We start from the raw sequence: 18,251 nt of genomic DNA, 5'->3' as shown, positions 1-18,251 counted from the left end.
TTTGCCTTTTCATTCATTTTCTGATATAATGGGAAAATATTCGGAAAAGGAGACTAAAAATGAAGAAAAAAATACTAGCATGTTTGCTCATTTTATTTCCCATTTTCTCACTAGGTATGGCAAAAGCTGATACTGTTAAGATTGTGTCTGATACAGCTTACGCACCTTTTGAGTTTAAAGATTCAGATCAAACCTATAAAGGGATTGATGTTGATATTATCAATAAAGTCGCAGAAATCAAAGGATGGAACATCCAAATGTCTTATCCCGGCTTTGACGCAGCTGTAAATGCAGTGCAGTCAGGTCAAGCAGATGCTATTATGGCAGGTATGACAAAAACAAAAGAACGCGAAAATGTCTTTACCATGTCTGATACCTATTATGATACAAAAGTTGTCATTGCTACCACAAAGGCAAATAAAATCACCAAATATGAGGAACTTAGCGGGAAAACAGTTGGAGTTAAGAACGGAACTGCCGCTCAACGTTTCCTCGAAAGTATCAAAGATAAATACGGTTTCTCTATCAAAACCTTTGATACAGGTGATTTGATGAATAACAGTCTAAGTGCTGGTGCTGTGAACGCCATCATGGATGATAAACCTGTTATTGAGTATGCGATTAACCAAGGACAAGATCTCAGCATCAATATGGATGGCGAGGCTGTTGGAAGCTTTGCTTTTGGTGTCAAGAAAGGGAGCAAGTATGAACACTTGGTTACCGAGTTTAACGAAGCCCTAGCACAAATGAAGAAGGATGGTAGCTTGGAGCAAATCATCCAAAAGTGGACGGCTTCTAAAACTACGGCAAGCCCAACAATAACTACTGCTGCTGGACAAAAAGCTACTCCTGTGAAAAGCAAGTATATTATTGCCAGCGACTCATCTTTCGCCCCATTCGTCTTTCAAAATTCAAGCAATCAATACACCGGTATTGATATGGATCTTATCAAGGCCATTGCCAAAGATCAAGGTTTTGAAATTGAGATTACCAATCCAGGATTTGATGCAGCCATTAGTGCTGTTCAAGCTGGACAAGCAGATGGTATCATTGCTGGTATGTCTGTAACAGATGCTCGTAAGGAAACCTTCGACTTCTCAGAATCATACTACACAGCAAATACGATTCTCGGTGTGAAAGAATCAAGCACAATTGCTTCTTATGAAGACCTCAAGGATAAAACTGTCGGTGTTAAAAACGGAACTGCTTCTCAAACGTTCCTTACTGAAAATCAAAGCAAATACGGCTATAAGATTAAAACTTTCGCAGATGGCGCTTCTATGTATGACAGTCTGAATACTGGATCTATTGATGCCGTGATGGATGATGAGCCAGTTCTCAAATATTCTATCAGCCAAGGGCAAAAATTGAAAACGCCAATCGCTGGAACTCCAATCGGTGAAACAGCCTTTGCGGTTAAAAAAGGAACAAATCCAGAATTGATCCAGATGTTCAATAATGGACTTGCGAACCTCAAAGCTAACGGTGAATTCCAAAAGATTCTTGACAAGTATCTAGCTAGCGAAACTTCAACTGACTCTACAAGTACAGTTGACGAAACTACTATCTGGGGCTTGCTTCAAAACAACTACAAACAACTCCTTAGTGGACTTGGAATCACTCTTGCTCTAGCTCTTATCTCATTTGCAATTGCCATTGTCATCGGGATTATCTTTGGTATGTTTAGCGTTAGCCCATACAAATCACTTCGTCTGATCTCTGAGATTTTCGTTGACGTTATCCGTGGTATCCCATTGATGATTCTTGCAGCCTTCATCTTCTGGGGTATTCCAAACTTCATCGAGTCCATTACAGGCCAACAAAGTCCAATCAATGACTTTGTAGCTGGTACTATCGCCCTCTCACTCAATGCAGCTGCTTATATCGCTGAAATTGTTCGTGGTGGGATCCAAGCTGTTCCAGTTGGCCAAATGGAGGCCAGCCGCAGTCTTGGTATCTCTTACGGAAAAACCATGCGTAAGATTATCTTGCCACAAGCAACTAAATTGATGTTGCCAAACTTTGTCAACCAATTCGTTATCGCTCTCAAAGATACAACCATCGTGTCTGCTATCGGTTTGGTGGAACTTTTCCAAACTGGTAAGATCATCATCGCCCGTAACTACCAAAGTTTCAAGATGTATGCAATCCTTGCTATCTTCTATCTTGTAATTATCACGCTTTTGACTAGACTAGCGAAACGCTTAGAAAAGAGGATTCGTTAATGGCAAAACTAAAAATTGATGTAAATGATTTGCATAAGTATTATGGAAAAAACGAAGTTTTAAAAGGGATTACGACTAAGTTCTATGAAGGAGATGTTGTCTGTATCATCGGTCCTTCCGGTTCTGGTAAATCCACATTCCTCCGTAGCCTTAACCTTCTTGAGGAGGTAACGAGTGGCCACATCACAGTAAATGGTTATGATCTGACTGAAAAATCAACCAATGTCGACCATGTTCGTGAAAACGTGGGAATGGTCTTCCAACATTTCAACCTCTTCCCTCACATGTCAGTCCTAGAAAATATCACTTTTGCACCTATTGAACACAAACGAATGACCAAAGAAGAAGCTGAGAAATTGGGGATGGAGTTGCTGGAGAAAGTCGGTCTTGCAGACAAAGCTAATGCTAACCCAGATAGCCTATCAGGTGGTCAAAAACAGCGTGTAGCTATCGCTCGTGGACTTGCCATGAATCCTGATATCATGCTCTTTGATGAGCCAACTTCCGCTCTGGACCCTGAAATGGTTGGAGATGTACTGAATGTTATGAAGGAATTGGCGGAACAAGGCATGACCATGATCATCGTAACCCATGAGATGGGATTTGCTCGTCAGGTGGCTAACCGTGTTATCTTTACGGCTGATGGTGAATTTTTAGAAGATGGAACTCCAGATCAAATCTTCGATAACCCGCAACACCCTCGTCTAAAAGAGTTCTTGGACAAGGTCTTAAATGTATAAAACAAAACTGTAAGGTTCTCCTTACAGTTTTTTAATTGCGTATTGGATTTTTTGTTTTTTTTGAAAATTATGATAAAATAAAAACTATGATAATGAGGAAATCTCATCCCTAGTCCAACTAGGAAAAAATATAGAAATTAGGTAGCTAGATGTCATCAAAGGTTATTGTTACAATTTTCGGTGCGAGTGGAGATTTAGCCAAACGCAAACTCTACCCTTCCCTTTTCAGACTCTATAAATCAGGCAATCTCTCTGAGCATTTTGCTGTTATCGGAACAGCTCGTAGACCTTGGAGTAAGGAATATTTTGAATCTGTAGTTGTAGAGTCCATCCTTGATTTGGCAGATAGTACCGAGCAAGCCCAAGAATTTGCCAGCCACTTCTACTATCAAAGCCATGATGTGAATGATACTGAACATTACATTGCTTTGCGCCAATTACAAGCTGAGCTGAATGAAAAATACCAAGCTGAACACAATAAGCTCTTCTTCTTGTCTATGGCGCCTCAGTTCTTTGGAACCATTGCCAAGCACCTCAAATCTGAAAACATTGTTGATGGCAAAGGTTTTGAGCGCTTGATCGTTGAGAAACCATTTGGTACAGACTACGAAACAGCTAGCATACTCAATGAAGATCTCCTTGCGGCCTTTGATGAGGAGCAAATCTACCGTATCGACCATTACCTAGGTAAAGAGATGATTCAGAGTATCTTTGCTGTTCGTTTTGCCAACATGATCTTTGAGAATGTTTGGAATCGCGAACACATCGATAATGTTCAGATTACCTTTGCAGAGCGCTTGGGTGTTGAAGAACGCGGTGGCTACTATGATCAATCTGGTGCCCTTCGTGATATGGTGCAAAACCATACTCTTCAACTCCTCTCTCTTCTAGCCATGGATAAACCAGCTAGCTTTACAAAGGATGAGATTCGTGCTGAAAAGATAAAGGTCTTTAAAAACCTCTATCATCCAACTGAGGAAGAATTGAAAGAACAGTTTATTCGTGGTCAGTATCGCTCTGGTAAAATCGATGGCATGAAATACATTTCCTATCGTAGCGAGCCAAATGTCGATCCTGAATCTACAACAGAAACCTTTGCATCTGGTGCCTTCTTTGTAGACAGCGATCGTTTCCGTGGTGTTCCTTTCTTCTTCCGAACAGGGAAACGTCTGACTGAAAAAGGGACTCATGTCAATATCGTCTTTAAACAAATGGACTCTATCTTTGGAGAACCATTAGCGCCAAATATCTTGACCATCTATATCCAACCAACTGAAGGATTCTCTCTCAGCCTAAATGGGAAGCAAGTCGGTGAAGAATTTAACCTAGCTCCAAGCTCTCTGGATTACCGTACAGATGCTACTGCTACTGGAGCCTCACCAGACCCATACGAGAAATTAATCTACGATGTTTTGAACAACAACTCAACCAATTTTAGCCACTGGGATGAGGTAAGTGCTTCTTGGAAATTGATTGACCGTATCGAAGAGCTCTGGGCAGAAAACGGAGCTCCACTCTACGATTATAAAGCTGGAAGCATGGGGCCACAAGCTAGCTTTGAATTACTTGAGAAGTATGGAGCTAAATGGACCTGGCAACCAGATATCGCCTATCGTGAAGATGGCCGTTTAGAATAGCAAAAATATCCTGCAAGATTGACTTGCAGGATATTTATTTTGTATTAAATCAAGCCTTCTAAGAGACCCTTCATAAAGTTTTCTGAGTTAAATTCCCCTATATCATCGATTTTTTCACCAAAACCAATCAATTTCACTGGGATATTGAGTTCTTCACGGATAGCTAGTACAACACCACCTCGGGCAGTTCCGTCAATTTTTGTCAAAACAATTCCAGTCAATGGTGTTATCTTAGAAAATTCCTTAGCTTGTACTAAGGCATTCTGTCCAGTTGAAGCATCGAGTGCCAGGAAGGTTTCATGAGGTGCTTCAGGAACGACACGTTTGATAATGCGACCAATCTTTTCCAACTCGGCCATGAGGTTATCCTTGTTTTGCAGACGCCCTGCTGTATCAATCATAAGGATATCAATCCCTTCAGCTACAGCACGTTGCATCCCATCAAAGACCACGCTTGCTGGATCAGCCTTTTCAGCTCCCGTCACAACCGGAACATCCACACGTCGACCCCATTCAGCTAGCTGGGCCACAGCACCCGCACGGAAGGTATCTGCCGCAACCAACATGACTTTCTTGCCAGCTTGTTTGTAGCGATGAGCTAATTTCCCGATAGAAGTTGTTTTCCCAACACCATTGACTCCGACAAAGAGCATGACTGTCAAACCATCTTGGAAATGGATTTGTTCATCGTAGTTGCCATCCTTTTCGTAGAGCTCGACCAATTTCTCGATAATGACACGACGGAGCGCATCAGGCTTCTTAGCATTTTCGAGTTTGGCTTCATAACGTAGTTCTTCTGTTAGGTTCGAAGCGACTTGCACACCGACGTCGCTCAAGATGAGCAGTTCTTCCAATTCTTCGAAGAATTCTTCATCGACAGAACGGAAGTTGGCAAAGAAGGCATTCAAACGAGCTCCGAATCCCGTACGGGTTTTCTTTAGACTGCGGTCATATTTTTCCTGCACGGTTTCTTCAACCTGAGGAAGTTCTTCTTCTACGTCTTCATCCCCTAGCTCTTCTCCAGTTTCTAGAGATTCTTGGCTCTCTTCTTCGAAAAATTCTTCAAGCTCTTGGCCTTGCTCTGTCTCATTAGATTCTAACTCAACTTTTTCTTGAGCCATTTCCTCGACTGCTTCTGGTTCAATCACTTCTTCTGTCAAGACCTGAGGAAGTTCTTCTTGAGCAAGAGTTGCTTCCACTTTGTCACTTCCTGTCCCTTCCTGACTTGTTTCTTCGAGAGCCGTTTGATTTTCTTCAACCTCTTCTGACAAATCAATATTTTCCAGAGCTTCTTTTACAATATCTTCGATTTTCGGCTCTTCTTTTTTCCCGAATAAACGATCAAATAATCCCATATTCTAATTCTCCTTTAACACGTATTCTTCGATAGCCCAAGCAACGGCTTCCTCGTCGTTGGTCATTGGGGTAATCACATTGGCAACTGCCTTAACCGCAGGAACTGCATTTTGCATGGCAACTCCCAGACCTGCCCATTCAATCATGGAAAGGTCATTGGCCTCGTCCCCACAAGCCATGACTTGACTTTGATTGATTCCTAAGTGTTTAATTAATTTCGCTAAACCTGTTGCTTTATGAACATTCTTTGGTGACCACTCTAGCAACATTTCACGTGATTTAAAGATTTCATATTGGTCAAATAATTCTGGTGAAATCTTCTGAATGGCTGCATCCAAAGGTTCTTGGGCAAAGGCAGTCACACATTTATTATATGTCATCTGACTAGATAGATCTTCAAAAGCGACAGGTACGAAAGTCAGGGCTGGGTTGAACTTAGCATAGAGACTTTCTTGGTCCGACTGGATTTGATAGACTGTTCCTTCTGAAATGGCATCTAACGGTAATCCTAGTTTTTCAGTTTCCTCGTACAATCGTGCCACATCGTCGATTGAAAAGACGGTTTTATCGAGAATCTCTCCTGTATTTTTCTGTACCAGACCACCATTAAAGGTGATGGTGTACTCGTCCTCCAGACCATCAGTCCCTAGCTCATGGAGAAAGAAATCCATAGCCTTCAAAGGACGACCTGTTGTCAGAACGACCTTGATGCCACGATCACGCGCAGCTTTGAGGACCTCCTTGGTACGTTCTGTTAGCTTTTTATCCGTTGTCAGCAAGGTACCATCCAAGTCCAATGCAATCAATTTAATATCTGCCATTACAAGCCCTCCATATAAGTCATCACTGACTGGTCCTTATGGTGGCCAATCACTGTTTCTGCTAATTCTAAAATCTCTGGTCGCGCATTTTCAGGAGCGACTGGGTGTCCCACAACCTGCATCATGTGAAGGTCATTGAGATTGTCGCCAAAAGCCATGACCTGATCCATGGTTAGAACAAGTTTTTTTGCCAGCTCAACAATAGCCACACCCTTATCAACGTAGTCCAAGACAATATCGATGGATTCAAAACCTGTTGTCATGGCTTTTACACCAGGAACGTTTTTGTTGACCCAGGCCTCTCCAGCTTCTATCGTATCTTCTGTGAAGTTCGTAGTGAATTTAAAAATCTCATCCTTAATAGCTTCCAGACGCGTTACTTTTTGAATGTTTTCATTGTAGTGACGGCTAAACTTGAGATAGGTCTCATCGACTGTATCCAATACATAACAAGCTTTTTTCCCCGTCAGCAACATTTTTCTTTCATCAAAATAGGGTGATTTCTTTAAAGCTTCAAAAGTGCTCAAGTAAAAATCCCGAGACATAGTAGCCTCATACATATCCTCACCATGAAACTCAACATAGCTCCCATTTTCAGCTATAAAAATCACTTCATCACGCACATCCGCAAACAACTTTTTCAGGGACAAGATACCGCGACCTGAAGCCACTGCAAAATAAATCCCCTTTTCCTTGTAGGAAACAAGTACGTTTTTAAGGCGTTCCATATCAAACCGACCCTCTCCATCTAGAAAGGTTCCATCCATATCGGTTGCTACAAGTTTAATCATAAAATCCTTCATACTCCAATTGATAAATCTATCTTCTATTATACCATAGATAAGTTTAAAAAGTTCCAGTACAGCAGGAAAGCACTACTTTTTCGGAGAAACTTCAAAGGGCCTAAAAATTAGAATTGTAAAACTTTTTTCAGATAGTTTAAAAAGTTTGTATTCCCCTACCCTTTTCTCTATAATGGAGAGAAAGGAGATGACTATGACAGAAATAAAACATGAAATTGATGCTAACTTTGCAGGACGACTCAATATCCTACGCGCAGGTGTTCTGGGCGCCAATGATGGAATTATTTCCATCGCTGGAGTCGTTATCGGCGTTGCCAGTGCGACAAGCAATATCTGGATTATCTTTTTATCAGGTTTAGCGGCTATCCTCGCTGGTGCTTTCTCTATGGCCGGTGGCGAATATGTCTCTGTATCCACTCAGAAAGACACGGAAGAAGCCGCTGTTGCTAGAGAACAGTTGCTCTTGGATAAGGATATCGAATCTGCAAAACAATCCCTCTATGCTGCCTACCTTCAAAACGGTGAGTGTGAAACGTCAGCCCAACTCTTGACCAACAAGGCCTTTTTAAAAAATCCACTCAAAGCCTTGGTCGAAGAAAAGTATGGAATCGAGTATGAAGAGTTTACCAACCCTTGGCATGCTGCTATCTCTAGCTTTATTGCCTTTGTACTGGGAAGCCTTCCTCCTATGCTTTCAATCACCGTCTTTCCAAGTGACTATCGTATTCCTGCTACTGTTTTTATCGTGGCCCTTTCCCTTCTCGTCACCGGCTATACCAGTGCTAAACTAGGCAAGGCACCTACGAAAACTGCCATGATCCGCAACCTCTGTATCGGACTTCTCACCATGGGTGTAACCTTCCTCTTGGGACAACTCTTTAGCATTTAAGATAAAAGAAATACCTCGACAAGCATCGAGGTATCTTTTTTACATTTGCACAATCTTGCGATAGCTTCTTGAGGTAATCATAAAGATTAAGACATAGACGATGAGGAAGATAGCACAGATGGACAGAGTGACTGTCAACATCATGGTCGCATCTAGGACCCCAATGACTTTTAGGATGAGACTAAGCATATGATAGGCAAAGGCAAGGTGTAGGAAGGCAAAGAGCAATGGGAGGAAGAAAACAGTTAGGACCTGTTTATTAATGGTTTGCTTGATTTGCTTTTGATCGAGACCGACCTTTTGCAAAATGATAAAGCGTTCACGGTCTTCATAGCCTTCAGAGATTTGTTTGTAGTAGATGACGAGAACTGTTCCCACCATAAAGATGATGGAGAGGAAGATACCGATAAAGAAGGTCCCACCAAAGAAAGCACTCATCTGCGCACTACTATCAGCCAGATTGCTTCCGTAAATAAAGCTTCCTTCTTTGCTTGATTCTCTATTAAAATCATCAAGGAATTTTGAATAGTCATCTGCAAGTTTGAGTTGCTCTTCCTCACTAGCTGTTACATTCATACCACCATAGTATTGATTAAAAATGGAAGAATTAGGATGCTGGTCAAGAAAGGCTTTCAAGTCAGGAACAACCAGATAGTTATAGTCCGAAGTTAGAATATTGTACTGATTTGGGACATGTTCAAGAATAAAATCTTTTTTGATTTCTTCCTTTATTGTATAGGTCTGGTCATTTAGAGTCAGTTCTTTCTGTCCTTGAAGTTCTTTGTTCTTAGTAAACAATCCAACTTCCTTTCCTGAAAGTGCAAGTTTTTGGCCCGTCATATTCTCATAGTCTTTTTGGTCAAAGACCATAAAAATAGTTTTCGGTTGAACACGATTTTGACCTTTCTCAAAGATTGTCAATTTCGTACCTTCTTGGTTTGCTACACCAAAGCTACTGTATGTAAGGACTTCTTTCTTTGTGACAGTCAATCCTTTATCGCTAGCATACTGGTCTAGGAGTTTATTTATGTCTTCTTTTTCAACATTCTGCCCTGTAATTCCAAAATCATGTGGATTCATGACTTTCTTGAAAGTTTCAGAGCCTTTAAAGATACTCGTTGCAGCAGACATAGTCACCAAGACCATGGTTGAGAGAATAGCAATCGTCGCTAGACCAACAGCATTTTTCTTCATACGAAAAATGAGATTGGATACGGAAATCATGTTGTTAGGTTGGTAATAGTAACGCTTGTTTTTCTTCAAGATTTGTAGGAAAACTGTGATTCCTGCATTGAAGAGAAGATAAGTTCCCAAAATTACCAACAAGACTGCTACAAAGAAAATCAGAACAGCAGAAAGTGGGTTTTCGACTGTTACTGCTAGATAGTAACCCGCTCCCAAACTAATCAGACCTAGAATGGTTTGGACACCTAAGAAACGTCCTTTTTTCTCACCACTGGCTTTTTCACGAGAGAGCTGAAGGGCATTCATGCGTGCGATGCGAAAGGCATTGATAAAAATTAGACCTAGGAAGATAACTCCAAAGACGATGAGAACTAGGATAAAGACAATTGGTTGGAAAGTCGAAACGAGCTCCACTTTCATCTTCATAAGCTTCAGAAGAAGGGCAAAGATTAGCTTATCAAAGAGAGCTCCTAGACCGAGACCAGCTGTCAAAGTTAAGGAACCGAAAATAAGAAGCTCCTTAAAAACCATACTGATCAAATGGCGCTTTTCAAGACCCAGCATACCATATACACCTAGCTCCTTGGAGCGGTTCTTCATGACAAAACTATTGGCATAAAGGACAATAATTCCAGAAGCGATGGTAACAACCACCATACCGAGAGCCAGGGTCATAGAGATAGTTTCTCCCCCTCGGATCTTGCCAATGTTAGGATTAAGTGACAGTGAGTAAAAGAGATAGGTGATGGTCACTGCTAAGAGAACAGCAAGGGCAAAGGGATAGTAGAGTTTGCGGTTTTTAATCAAGTTAGATACCGCTAACTTATTGGTTAATCGGAACATACTAATTCACCTCGCTTGCCATAACAGTCAAAGTATCAGAGATTTCTTGGAACATCTGACTCTCTGTCTTGTCTCCACGGTAGATTTGGTTGTAAAGAATGCCGTCCTTGATAAAGAGAACGCGTTTGGCCCTACTTGCTGCTGCCGTTGAGTGAGTTACCATAAGAATGGTTTGGCCGCGTTCATTGATTTCATCAAATACATCGAGTAAGGCTGCAGATGACTTGGAATCAAGAGCTCCTGTTGGCTCATCCGCAAGGAGAATTTCAGGTTCAGTGATGATGGCGCGTGCTACTGCTACCCGCTGTTTTTGACCACCAGAGATCTCGTAAGGGTACTTCTCTTGCAATTGGTTGATGCCCAGATTTTCAGCGGTTACTACCAATTTCTTCATCATCTCTGTGATAGGTTTTCGTGATAACACTAACGGAAGTAAGATATTGTCCTTAACAGACAGGGTATCTAGCAAGTTAAAGTCTTGGAAGACAAATCCCAACTTCTCACGACGGAAACTTGAAGCCTGTGAATTCTTAATAGTGGCTGTGTCTGTTCCATTCAGGTAAACCTGCCCACGAGTTGGCTTATCCAGCATAGCTAGGATGTTGAGTAAGGTTGATTTCCCAGAACCAGACTCCCCCATGATGGCAACGTAGTCACCCTTTTCTACGGTAAAGTGAATATCCTTAAGGGCTTCTACTTGGTTTCCTTGGAAACGTGTTTTGTAGATTTTTTGAACGTGTTTTACATCTAAAAGTGTCATGATTTTCTCCTTCTTAATATCCCATCATTTGAAACTGTGCTTGCATCATAGCGCATCCCAGTTGAACACGCTCGATATCTTTTTGACTTGGTTTTCTTGTTTTCTTTTGTAAGATTCTTTTCATGGTTTTACTCCTTTGTTCTTTATGAGTCTAGTTTATCGCAAAAAAAGGAGGCATGCCATAACCTAACCTTACAAAAGAGACTTTAATCTTACATTTTTGTAAGATTGAAGAATATCAAGCAATTTCGCTATCAATATTTTACCATAAAAGAAAGTCAAGAAGAAAACCCTTGCGGATGCAAGGGTTAAAATTCACTATTCAGTCTGAATCAATCAGTAAGAAATGTAGCTACAATTTGATGATGTATTCTTTCAATTAATTATATTTCTATATAAGCAGAACAGTTTTCTTCTAAAGAAAAGTCTTCTTTTATCAACAAGGTTAAATCTTTTGAAGTCAAATTTTCACTTTGATCAATTCGAACTGCTTGATTCATTATTAAATCTTCATAAAGATTTCGAACAAAACGACCGTTAGAAAAATTGGTAAGATTACTTTCTAACTTATCATTAAAATAATTTAATAATATTTCTTTCAACTTATCGTCTATCTGGTAGTCATCTTTTCTTGCTATAGTTTCAAGAATATCTAACAATTCTGTAGAAGAATAATTTTCAAAATTAATAAAATAATTAAAGCGAGACTTCAGACCAGGATTCGATTCAAAAAAATGATTCATTGGATCAGTATATCCTGCAACAATAACAATTAGATCATCTCTTGAATCCTCTAGAGCCTTTGTCAATTCTGTTAAACATTCTCGTCCATATGAATCCGTATTGTCATTTTCTGTAATACTATAAGCTTCATCTATGAATAAAACGCCACCTTTTGCTTTTTCAATGACACTTTTTACTTTTAAAGCAGTTTGACCTTGATAACCAGCGATTAAATCTGTTCTGGAGACTTCGGTAAAATGCCCCTTTGAAAGAAGGCCTAATTGATAATACATCCGACCTACAATTCTGGCCACTGTCGTCTTTCCAGTACCAGGATTCCCCATAAACGCCATATGTAAAGTTCTCTTTGGTACTTTTAGCCCAGACTCTTTTCTTTTGGACTGAACCTTTTGATATATAACTAACCTCGAAACTTCCTCTTTAACTTTTTGTAAACCAACTAATTGATTTAATTCCTTCATCAATTCATCCAAAGAAGAGTTGTTACGTTTTCCTAACTCCTTCCCTAGTATTTCAAAAAGATAAGAGTAACCTAAATAACAAGCTAAATTATCAGATAATTCTTTTAGCGTTTGACTTATCTTGCTTATTTTATTCTCTTTTTGAAATAAATATATAGATTTATATAAATCTGCTACTTTATTTGTGTCTGAATGATCAATTATAATCTCATTCACTTTTGTGAGAAAAGTCGACTCATTACCCAGTTGTCGATCCAATTTTTTGGCGCTCTCAATTAGTTTATCACGGGATATAGTCATAATCTACCTCAAAAACATAAAAAGTAAAGCAATAATTAACATTCCAATAGATACTCCAGATATGATAAAAACTGTAAGTAGTCGATTGGAAATAAGTTGAATTTGTTCTTTACTTTCTTTCAACTCTCTTCTGAGTTCTTCAATCTCAGCAGTGTGAGAGACTGGTTCCAAAGGAAGCTGACTAACAGCGCCCTCTAAGTTGACAATTCTATCATCTAGTGTAGAAAGTCGTTCCTCATGTTCGACGATAGAATTTTTACTTTTTTCTTCGTTAAATTTCTCTTTAAACTGCTTAAGAGCTTCTAATGTTAATTTTTGTTTCTCTATGGTTTTATCAATACGAGCCTGCTCTTTCAGAATTTTTTTGTTGTTATGTTCAATGGCAGCTACAGAAGAAAGAATAGCTTGAATATAATCTTTATCCAGCGCTTCTAAAGCTTTATAAACTTGACCAAATTCTTCAATAAGTGTTTGTTGATTATCATAAAATTTTGAAATGTAATTTTGAGTTTGTTCAACTAACGTATTAAACTCGTTTCCTGTCACTCCATGTTCAGCAAACTCAAAACCGAAGAAATCATCGTGAGTTCTAACTTTATCAAAATACAGTTCATCTTGACTTTGTTCAGCAAACTCTTTCAGATGCTCTTTCGCTTCATCGAAATCATGTTTGCTAATGTTTATTTCAAATTTTTCCTGTTCTTGCTCAACTACTTCTTGTTCCATATTTATCTCCTTAATCTAGTAAATCTTGTAATAATGCATCAATCTCATCAAAGTCACTTTTTTCGTCTCTTGTAGATTCTTCAAAAATATCTGATAGCTTTTCTTTCATTATTGAAGCAGCCATATCGTGTCTTTCCTTAATAGTATTGATAACAGAATCTTGTTCTACTTGAAGCTTTATGCTCTTTACATCTAGTAATTGATCTTTGATTACTAACATTTCATTATTTTGATCAATTTTCTTAGAACTTAATTCAGTAATCTGTTTATTGACAATTTGCTGATCAATCATTTTTAATACAAAAGCGCCAATAATTCCAGATAAGGTCGCTCCCATAAAAGTTCCAATAACACTGCCGATTGTTCCTAAAAGTGGTATAGAAACAGCTAGGACTGGAAAACTAGCTGTGAGAGAAGCTCCTAAAGTTTCTCCTAGTACAATTGCCCCAGTAGCCGATAAACCAGCAACAACAATTTTACCGATTTCTAGCATCATTATCTGAACACTTTTTTCTTTGTTATCTGGATTGTTTAGATAATCAATTGCTTCTTTTAATGACTTCCAACCTTGGTGAATAAATGTCCAAGCTTTAAGAAAAGTGTTAATTACAGGTCCAACTATCGCAGAAGCTATCATCGTAACCACTGATTTCCCAACGTTTAATAAGTGGTTTGATAAGTTGTTTACAAATGAAATGATGGCCTCTTTTATCTTTTCAATAAAAGTTGATAAGTTTCTCTCTGTCTCTTTAAGCCAAGAGATAAATTTTGAAATTAACTCTCGCAAAAATTCTGATAGTAACTGTAAAAGAGCTGCTTTAAAAGCTTTTCCTGAAACTTTTAAAGCCTCGTCACGTCGTGATTTTTTACCAGATTTTATAGCTCGCTTCTCAGCTTCATCTCTTACTCTATCGTATTCCTCGCGTGCCTCTTTATCTTTCTCAATTAACTGTTTCTCTTCTTTTGAACTAATATTATGGACTTCTCTAGCGTATTGCCCTTTAGAATTTGGATTATCAAATAATTCAGTTGTAGATTGATCACCCTTCGCTTGATTAACTTCACTCCTAATTTCGTTAAGGTTAACTTTACTATTTGCAAAAGCAATCTGCTCTTCCTTTGTCAAAAAAGCATTTGCCTTTGGATCACGTATAATCTCTCCTGCAGAAACTGTATGATCCATCTGAGTTCCTTTTTCTTTTGAACCTGTTGGTCGTCCTGCGTCAAATGGTTTTCTCGCATCTTTGGTTAAAGTATTTACAATTTTTCCTGAACGAGTTGAGTGTGTTTTAATATTTCCTAAGTCATCTTTAACAAAATTATTTTGCCAAGTATCGTATCTTTCTTGATAATCGACATCTCTATTATGAGTTGCTAGTTTTCCTTTTTCAAAATTTTCAGCAGTTTGTATATGTGCGTCTTTTCGTAAATCTAGAGTTTGACCGTTGTTATCTTTAATAAACTCTTCACCTATTTGGGCAGCAAGTTGAAGTTGTACTTGTTCCCAAACTATATTTTCAATAGATTCTTGAAGGTATTCATTATTTTGTAATTTTTCTCTATCTATATCAACTTGCTCTATGTGTTCAACAACATCCTTAAGGTTATTTTCTAAAGAATTTTCTATTTCAAGTAACTGTTCATAGTCAAAGTCAATTTCAGAACTTTGTAATTCAAACGTTTTATTTTCGTTAGCCATATTAATCTCTCTAAATTATTGTATTCACTGATTTATTATACCATTTCAGGATTTGATTTGACAAGTTTAAAAAAACTTCGTCCTCTTGGACGAAGTTCATGCTTCAACTATTATCACCAAAACCATCCATCATTGTCTTCAATGGCTTGGGCTTCCTTGCGTTTGCGTGGTCCTGTTCCATACATTTCTGCTTCGATTTCTTCCTTAGTTGGCAGGATAGAGGCGAGGATGATGTAGATAATCACACCAATCCCAAAATTTGATATGGTAAAAATGGCAAAGAGAAAGCGGACTAGAGTTACATCAAAATTCCACTTGTCTGATAAACCAGCTAAAACTCCCGATACCATACTATTTCGTTTCATTTTATAAAATTTTGTATTCATGATTTGTTCCTCTTTCGGTATTCTTACAAGTAGTATATCATGAAACGGGGGCACAAACATCAGTCCTTAGGCCGATTTAGGATGACGAGTTTACCACGGCAGACGCCACAGCGATAGCACTTGGTATCAATCTTCCTCTTTCGTTGATAGCGTTGCTGGCAGGATTGACACTGATAAACTAGGAAATTACTTTGGGCTCTCAAAGGGGGAACAAAGCGTAGTCCATCCACTTCTTTCAAAAGTTCCTTAAAATCTCGGTCCTTATGCCGATACCCCTTTTTCTGAAAATAAAGGTGATAGTGACAGAGTTCATGGCGCACGATTTTCCGAAAAACCTCCAAACCAAGTTCATTATAGACCTTGGGATTAAAATCCAAATGCCCATCTTTAGGGAAAAATCGCCCACCTGTCGTTCGCAGACGAGAATTCCATTGGGCTTGGTGTGTAAAAGGTCTACCAAAGTCTTCGAGGGAAACGGACTGAACGTACTCAGTCAGTTTCATCTGGAGCTAGGAGCGACAGATTAACTTTTTCACGTTCAGTATCGATTTTCTTAACCCAAACCGTTACCAAATCTCCAACAGACACCACTTGACTAGGATGTTTGATAAATTTGCGACTCATGTGGGAAATATGGATCAAACCATCCTCGTGAATCCCGATATCAACGAAGGCACCGAAGTCAACGACATTACGCACCACACCTTCTAGCTTCTGGCCGACTTTTAAGTCTTTGATATCCAGTACATCTTGACGGAGTACAGGTGCATCAAAAGAATCACGGAAATCTCGACCTGGTTTGAGAAGGTCGGCAATAATATCTTTAAGGGTTTCTGGGCCAAGATCTAGTTCTTGCGCCATCTCCTTAACTGAAAGGGACTTAAGCTTATTTTGTGCTTCTTCATTCAACTCCTTGATATCCAAGCGTTTGAAAAGCTCCTTAACCGCAGCATAGTTCTCTGGATGAACTCCTGTATTATCAAGGATATTGCTACTTTCAGGAATACGGAGGAAACCTGCAGCTTGCTCAAAGGCTTTGGCACCTAGACGAGGAACCTTCTTGATTTGAGAACGTGAAGTGATTTTTCCTTCTTCCTCACGGTATTTGACGATATTTTCAGAAATGGTTTTATTGAGTCCAGCTACGTGGGAAAGAAGAGCTGGGCTGGCTGTATTGACATTGACACCGACTTGGTTAACCACCGTATCTACGACAAAGTCCAGACTCTCAGACAGTTTCTTCTGACTGACATCGTGCTGGTATTGACCGACACCGATTGACTTGGGATCAATTTTGACCAATTCAGCAAGGGGATCTTGCAAACGTCGAGCGATCGAGATAGCAGAGCGTTTTTCAACGGTCAAGTCTGGAAACTCCTGACGAGCTAGTTCACTAGCAGAATAGACAGAAGCGCCACTTTCATTGACGATAACATAGCTGACTTCTGGAAAATCTTTCAGAACTTCCGCCACAAAGGCTTCACTTTCACGACTGGCCGTTCCATTTCCGATGGCAATAATTTCCACGCCATACTGACCGATCAAGTCGGCTAAGTCTCGCTTGGCTTCTTCGATTTGACGATCGGAGGCTGGTTTTACTGGATAAATGACTTGAGTCGTCAGCATTTTCCCTGTTGCATCAACGACAGCTAGCTTGGCACCTGTACGAAAGGCTGGGTCAAATCCTAGAACCACGCGCCCTTTCAGCGGAGCAATCAAGAGGAGATTGCGCAGATTGTCAGAAAAGAGTTGGATAGCCCCTTCTTCCGCTTTCTCAGTCAACTCTGTCCGAATGCGTCGCTCAATAGCAGGCAATACCTTTTTCTTAACTGACTGTTGGACAACTTCATCTATATAGGCATTTTTGACTTTAAAACGAGCACCAAAGAAAGATAAGATACGGTCCGTCGCATGTTCAAAGCCAACCTTCAAAATACCTAATTTTTCCCCACGGTTGAGAGCCAAGGTACGATAGCCCTGCATGTTGCCAACTGTCTCTGAAAAATCATAATAAATCTGAAAAACTTGTTTTTCATCGAGATTTTCACCCTTGACTTGCGAAGTGATTTTAGAGTGTCTCAACACTTCCTGATAGGTCATAGCACGTAGATTGACATCTTCGGATAAGGCTTCGACCAAGATATCAACCGCACCAGCCAAGGCTTCTTGACCAGTCGCAAATCCTTCACAGACAAACTTCTCAGCTTCTTTCTCCAAGTCAGCTACATCCTGCAAAATCAAGCGAGCAAGAGGAAAGAGTCCAGCTTCACGGGCAATGGTAGCCTTGGTCCGACGTTTTTCCTTATAAGGAAGATAGAGTTCTTCTACATCTGCTAATTTCTCAGCTGCAAGGATAGCTTCTTCCAATTCCTTTGTTAGCTTACCTTGTTCTTGAATCTTAGCTAAGACAGCTTCTTTACGATCGTTGAGATTTGTCAGACTTTTATCCAGATCAATAATGGCCTTAATCGCTACCTCATCCAGACTACCAGTCATGTCCTTGCGATAACGGGCGATAAAGGGAATTGTCGCTCCTTCAGCGGTCAAACTTAGAACGGTATCGATTTGCTTTAAGGTTACACCCAAATCTTGGGAGATTTTTTCATATTTTTTATCCATATACCTATTATACCATAAGGAACAGCCCTTGTTTCGCCCTACCCTTTTTTACCTCTT

General features: G+C 39.7%; 15 protein-coding genes. 4 read left to right on the top strand and 11 right to left on the bottom strand.

Annotated elements, in window-relative coordinates:
- Nucleotides 1-59: 59 nt before the first annotated feature.
- The 3 genes from HMPREF2885_RS07095 to zwf all read left to right on the top strand — a co-directional run bounded on the left by HMPREF2885_RS07095 (nucleotide 60) and on the right by zwf (nucleotide 4,602).
- Entirely contained in the window at nucleotides 60-2,225 is a 2,166-nt protein-coding gene (locus HMPREF2885_RS07095; RefSeq protein ID WP_000726959.1) for an ABC transporter substrate-binding protein/permease, read from the top strand.
- A complete protein-coding gene (locus HMPREF2885_RS07090; RefSeq protein WP_001096337.1) occupies nucleotides 2,225-2,965 on the top strand; it encodes an amino acid ABC transporter ATP-binding protein in 741 nt (246 codons plus the stop codon). The genes HMPREF2885_RS07095 and HMPREF2885_RS07090 overlap by 1 nt, the downstream gene beginning before the upstream one ends.
- A 149-nt stretch (nucleotides 2,966-3,114) precedes the next feature.
- Nucleotides 3,115-4,602: a glucose-6-phosphate dehydrogenase gene (gene zwf, locus HMPREF2885_RS07085; RefSeq protein WP_049518786.1), complete on the top strand. Its 1,488-nt coding sequence runs from the start codon at nucleotides 3,115-3,117 to the stop codon at nucleotides 4,600-4,602.
- Nucleotides 4,603-4,646: 44 nt separating this feature from the next.
- On the opposite strand, the gene ftsY is transcribed toward zwf, so the two are convergent.
- The 3 genes from ftsY to HMPREF2885_RS07070 are packed head-to-tail and all read right to left on the bottom strand — an operon-like array spanning nucleotide 4,647 to nucleotide 7,570.
- Nucleotides 4,647-5,957, bottom strand: coding sequence for a signal recognition particle-docking protein FtsY (gene ftsY, locus HMPREF2885_RS07080; protein ID WP_000522275.1), 1,311 nt, complete (start codon nucleotides 5,955-5,957; stop codon nucleotides 4,647-4,649).
- Nucleotides 5,958-5,960: 3 nt separating this feature from the next.
- Nucleotides 5,961-6,779, bottom strand: a complete 819-nt coding sequence (locus tag HMPREF2885_RS07075) for a Cof-type HAD-IIB family hydrolase (protein ID WP_000763430.1) — start codon at nucleotides 6,777-6,779, stop codon at nucleotides 5,961-5,963.
- Nucleotides 6,779-7,570 (bottom strand): Cof-type HAD-IIB family hydrolase, encoded by a 792-nt coding sequence (locus tag HMPREF2885_RS07070; RefSeq protein WP_070657682.1) that lies wholly within the window; start codon nucleotides 7,568-7,570, stop codon nucleotides 6,779-6,781. The genes HMPREF2885_RS07075 and HMPREF2885_RS07070 overlap by 1 nt, the downstream gene beginning before the upstream one ends.
- A 205-nt stretch (nucleotides 7,571-7,775) precedes the next feature.
- On the opposite strand from HMPREF2885_RS07070, the gene HMPREF2885_RS07065 reads away from it, so the two are divergent.
- Nucleotides 7,776-8,471, top strand: coding sequence for a VIT1/CCC1 transporter family protein (locus tag HMPREF2885_RS07065; RefSeq protein ID WP_000136037.1), 696 nt, complete (start codon nucleotides 7,776-7,778; stop codon nucleotides 8,469-8,471).
- A gap of 39 nt (nucleotides 8,472-8,510) precedes the next feature.
- On the opposite strand, the gene HMPREF2885_RS07060 is transcribed toward HMPREF2885_RS07065, so the two are convergent.
- From HMPREF2885_RS07060 to HMPREF2885_RS07025, 8 genes are all read right to left on the bottom strand, one after another.
- Entirely contained in the window at nucleotides 8,511-10,499 is a 1,989-nt protein-coding gene (locus tag HMPREF2885_RS07060; RefSeq protein ID WP_070657607.1) for an ABC transporter permease, read from the bottom strand.
- A 1-nt stretch (nucleotide 10,500) separates the two neighbouring features.
- Nucleotides 10,501-11,259 (bottom strand): ABC transporter ATP-binding protein, encoded by a 759-nt coding sequence (locus tag HMPREF2885_RS07055; protein ID WP_070657605.1) that lies wholly within the window; start codon nucleotides 11,257-11,259, stop codon nucleotides 10,501-10,503.
- A gap of 383 nt (nucleotides 11,260-11,642) precedes the next feature.
- On the bottom strand, nucleotides 11,643-12,764 hold the full coding sequence (locus HMPREF2885_RS07050; protein ID WP_000156039.1) for an AAA family ATPase: 1,122 nt from the start codon (nucleotides 12,762-12,764) through the stop codon (nucleotides 11,643-11,645).
- 3 nt (nucleotides 12,765-12,767) lie between these two features.
- The gene (locus HMPREF2885_RS07045; protein ID WP_000434516.1) at nucleotides 12,768-13,490 is read right to left on the bottom strand and encodes a hypothetical protein; all 723 of its coding nucleotides are present in this window, start codon (nucleotides 13,488-13,490) and stop codon (nucleotides 12,768-12,770) included.
- A 10-nt stretch (nucleotides 13,491-13,500) separates the two neighbouring features.
- The gene (locus HMPREF2885_RS07040; protein ID WP_049500006.1) at nucleotides 13,501-15,189 is read right to left on the bottom strand and encodes an AI-2E family transporter; all 1,689 of its coding nucleotides are present in this window, start codon (nucleotides 15,187-15,189) and stop codon (nucleotides 13,501-13,503) included.
- Nucleotides 15,190-15,302: 113 nt separating this feature from the next.
- Complete coding sequence (locus tag HMPREF2885_RS07035; RefSeq protein ID WP_070657604.1) at nucleotides 15,303-15,575, bottom strand: PspC domain-containing protein; 273 nt, start codon at nucleotides 15,573-15,575, stop codon at nucleotides 15,303-15,305.
- A gap of 59 nt (nucleotides 15,576-15,634) precedes the next feature.
- Nucleotides 15,635-16,078, bottom strand: coding sequence for a SprT family protein (locus tag HMPREF2885_RS07030; protein WP_000778613.1), 444 nt, complete (start codon nucleotides 16,076-16,078; stop codon nucleotides 15,635-15,637).
- Entirely contained in the window at nucleotides 16,065-18,194 is a 2,130-nt protein-coding gene (locus HMPREF2885_RS07025) for a Tex family protein (RefSeq protein WP_070657602.1), read from the bottom strand. The genes HMPREF2885_RS07030 and HMPREF2885_RS07025 overlap by 14 nt, the downstream gene beginning before the upstream one ends.
- Nucleotides 18,195-18,251 lie beyond the last annotated feature (57 nt).

The organism is Streptococcus sp. HMSC062H02 (assembly GCF_001813005.1).
GTDB lineage: Bacteria > Bacillota > Bacilli > Lactobacillales > Streptococcaceae > Streptococcus > Streptococcus oralis_S.
Note: the sequence above shows the minus strand (reverse complement) of the source record. Positions and strands in the feature narration are given on the sequence as shown.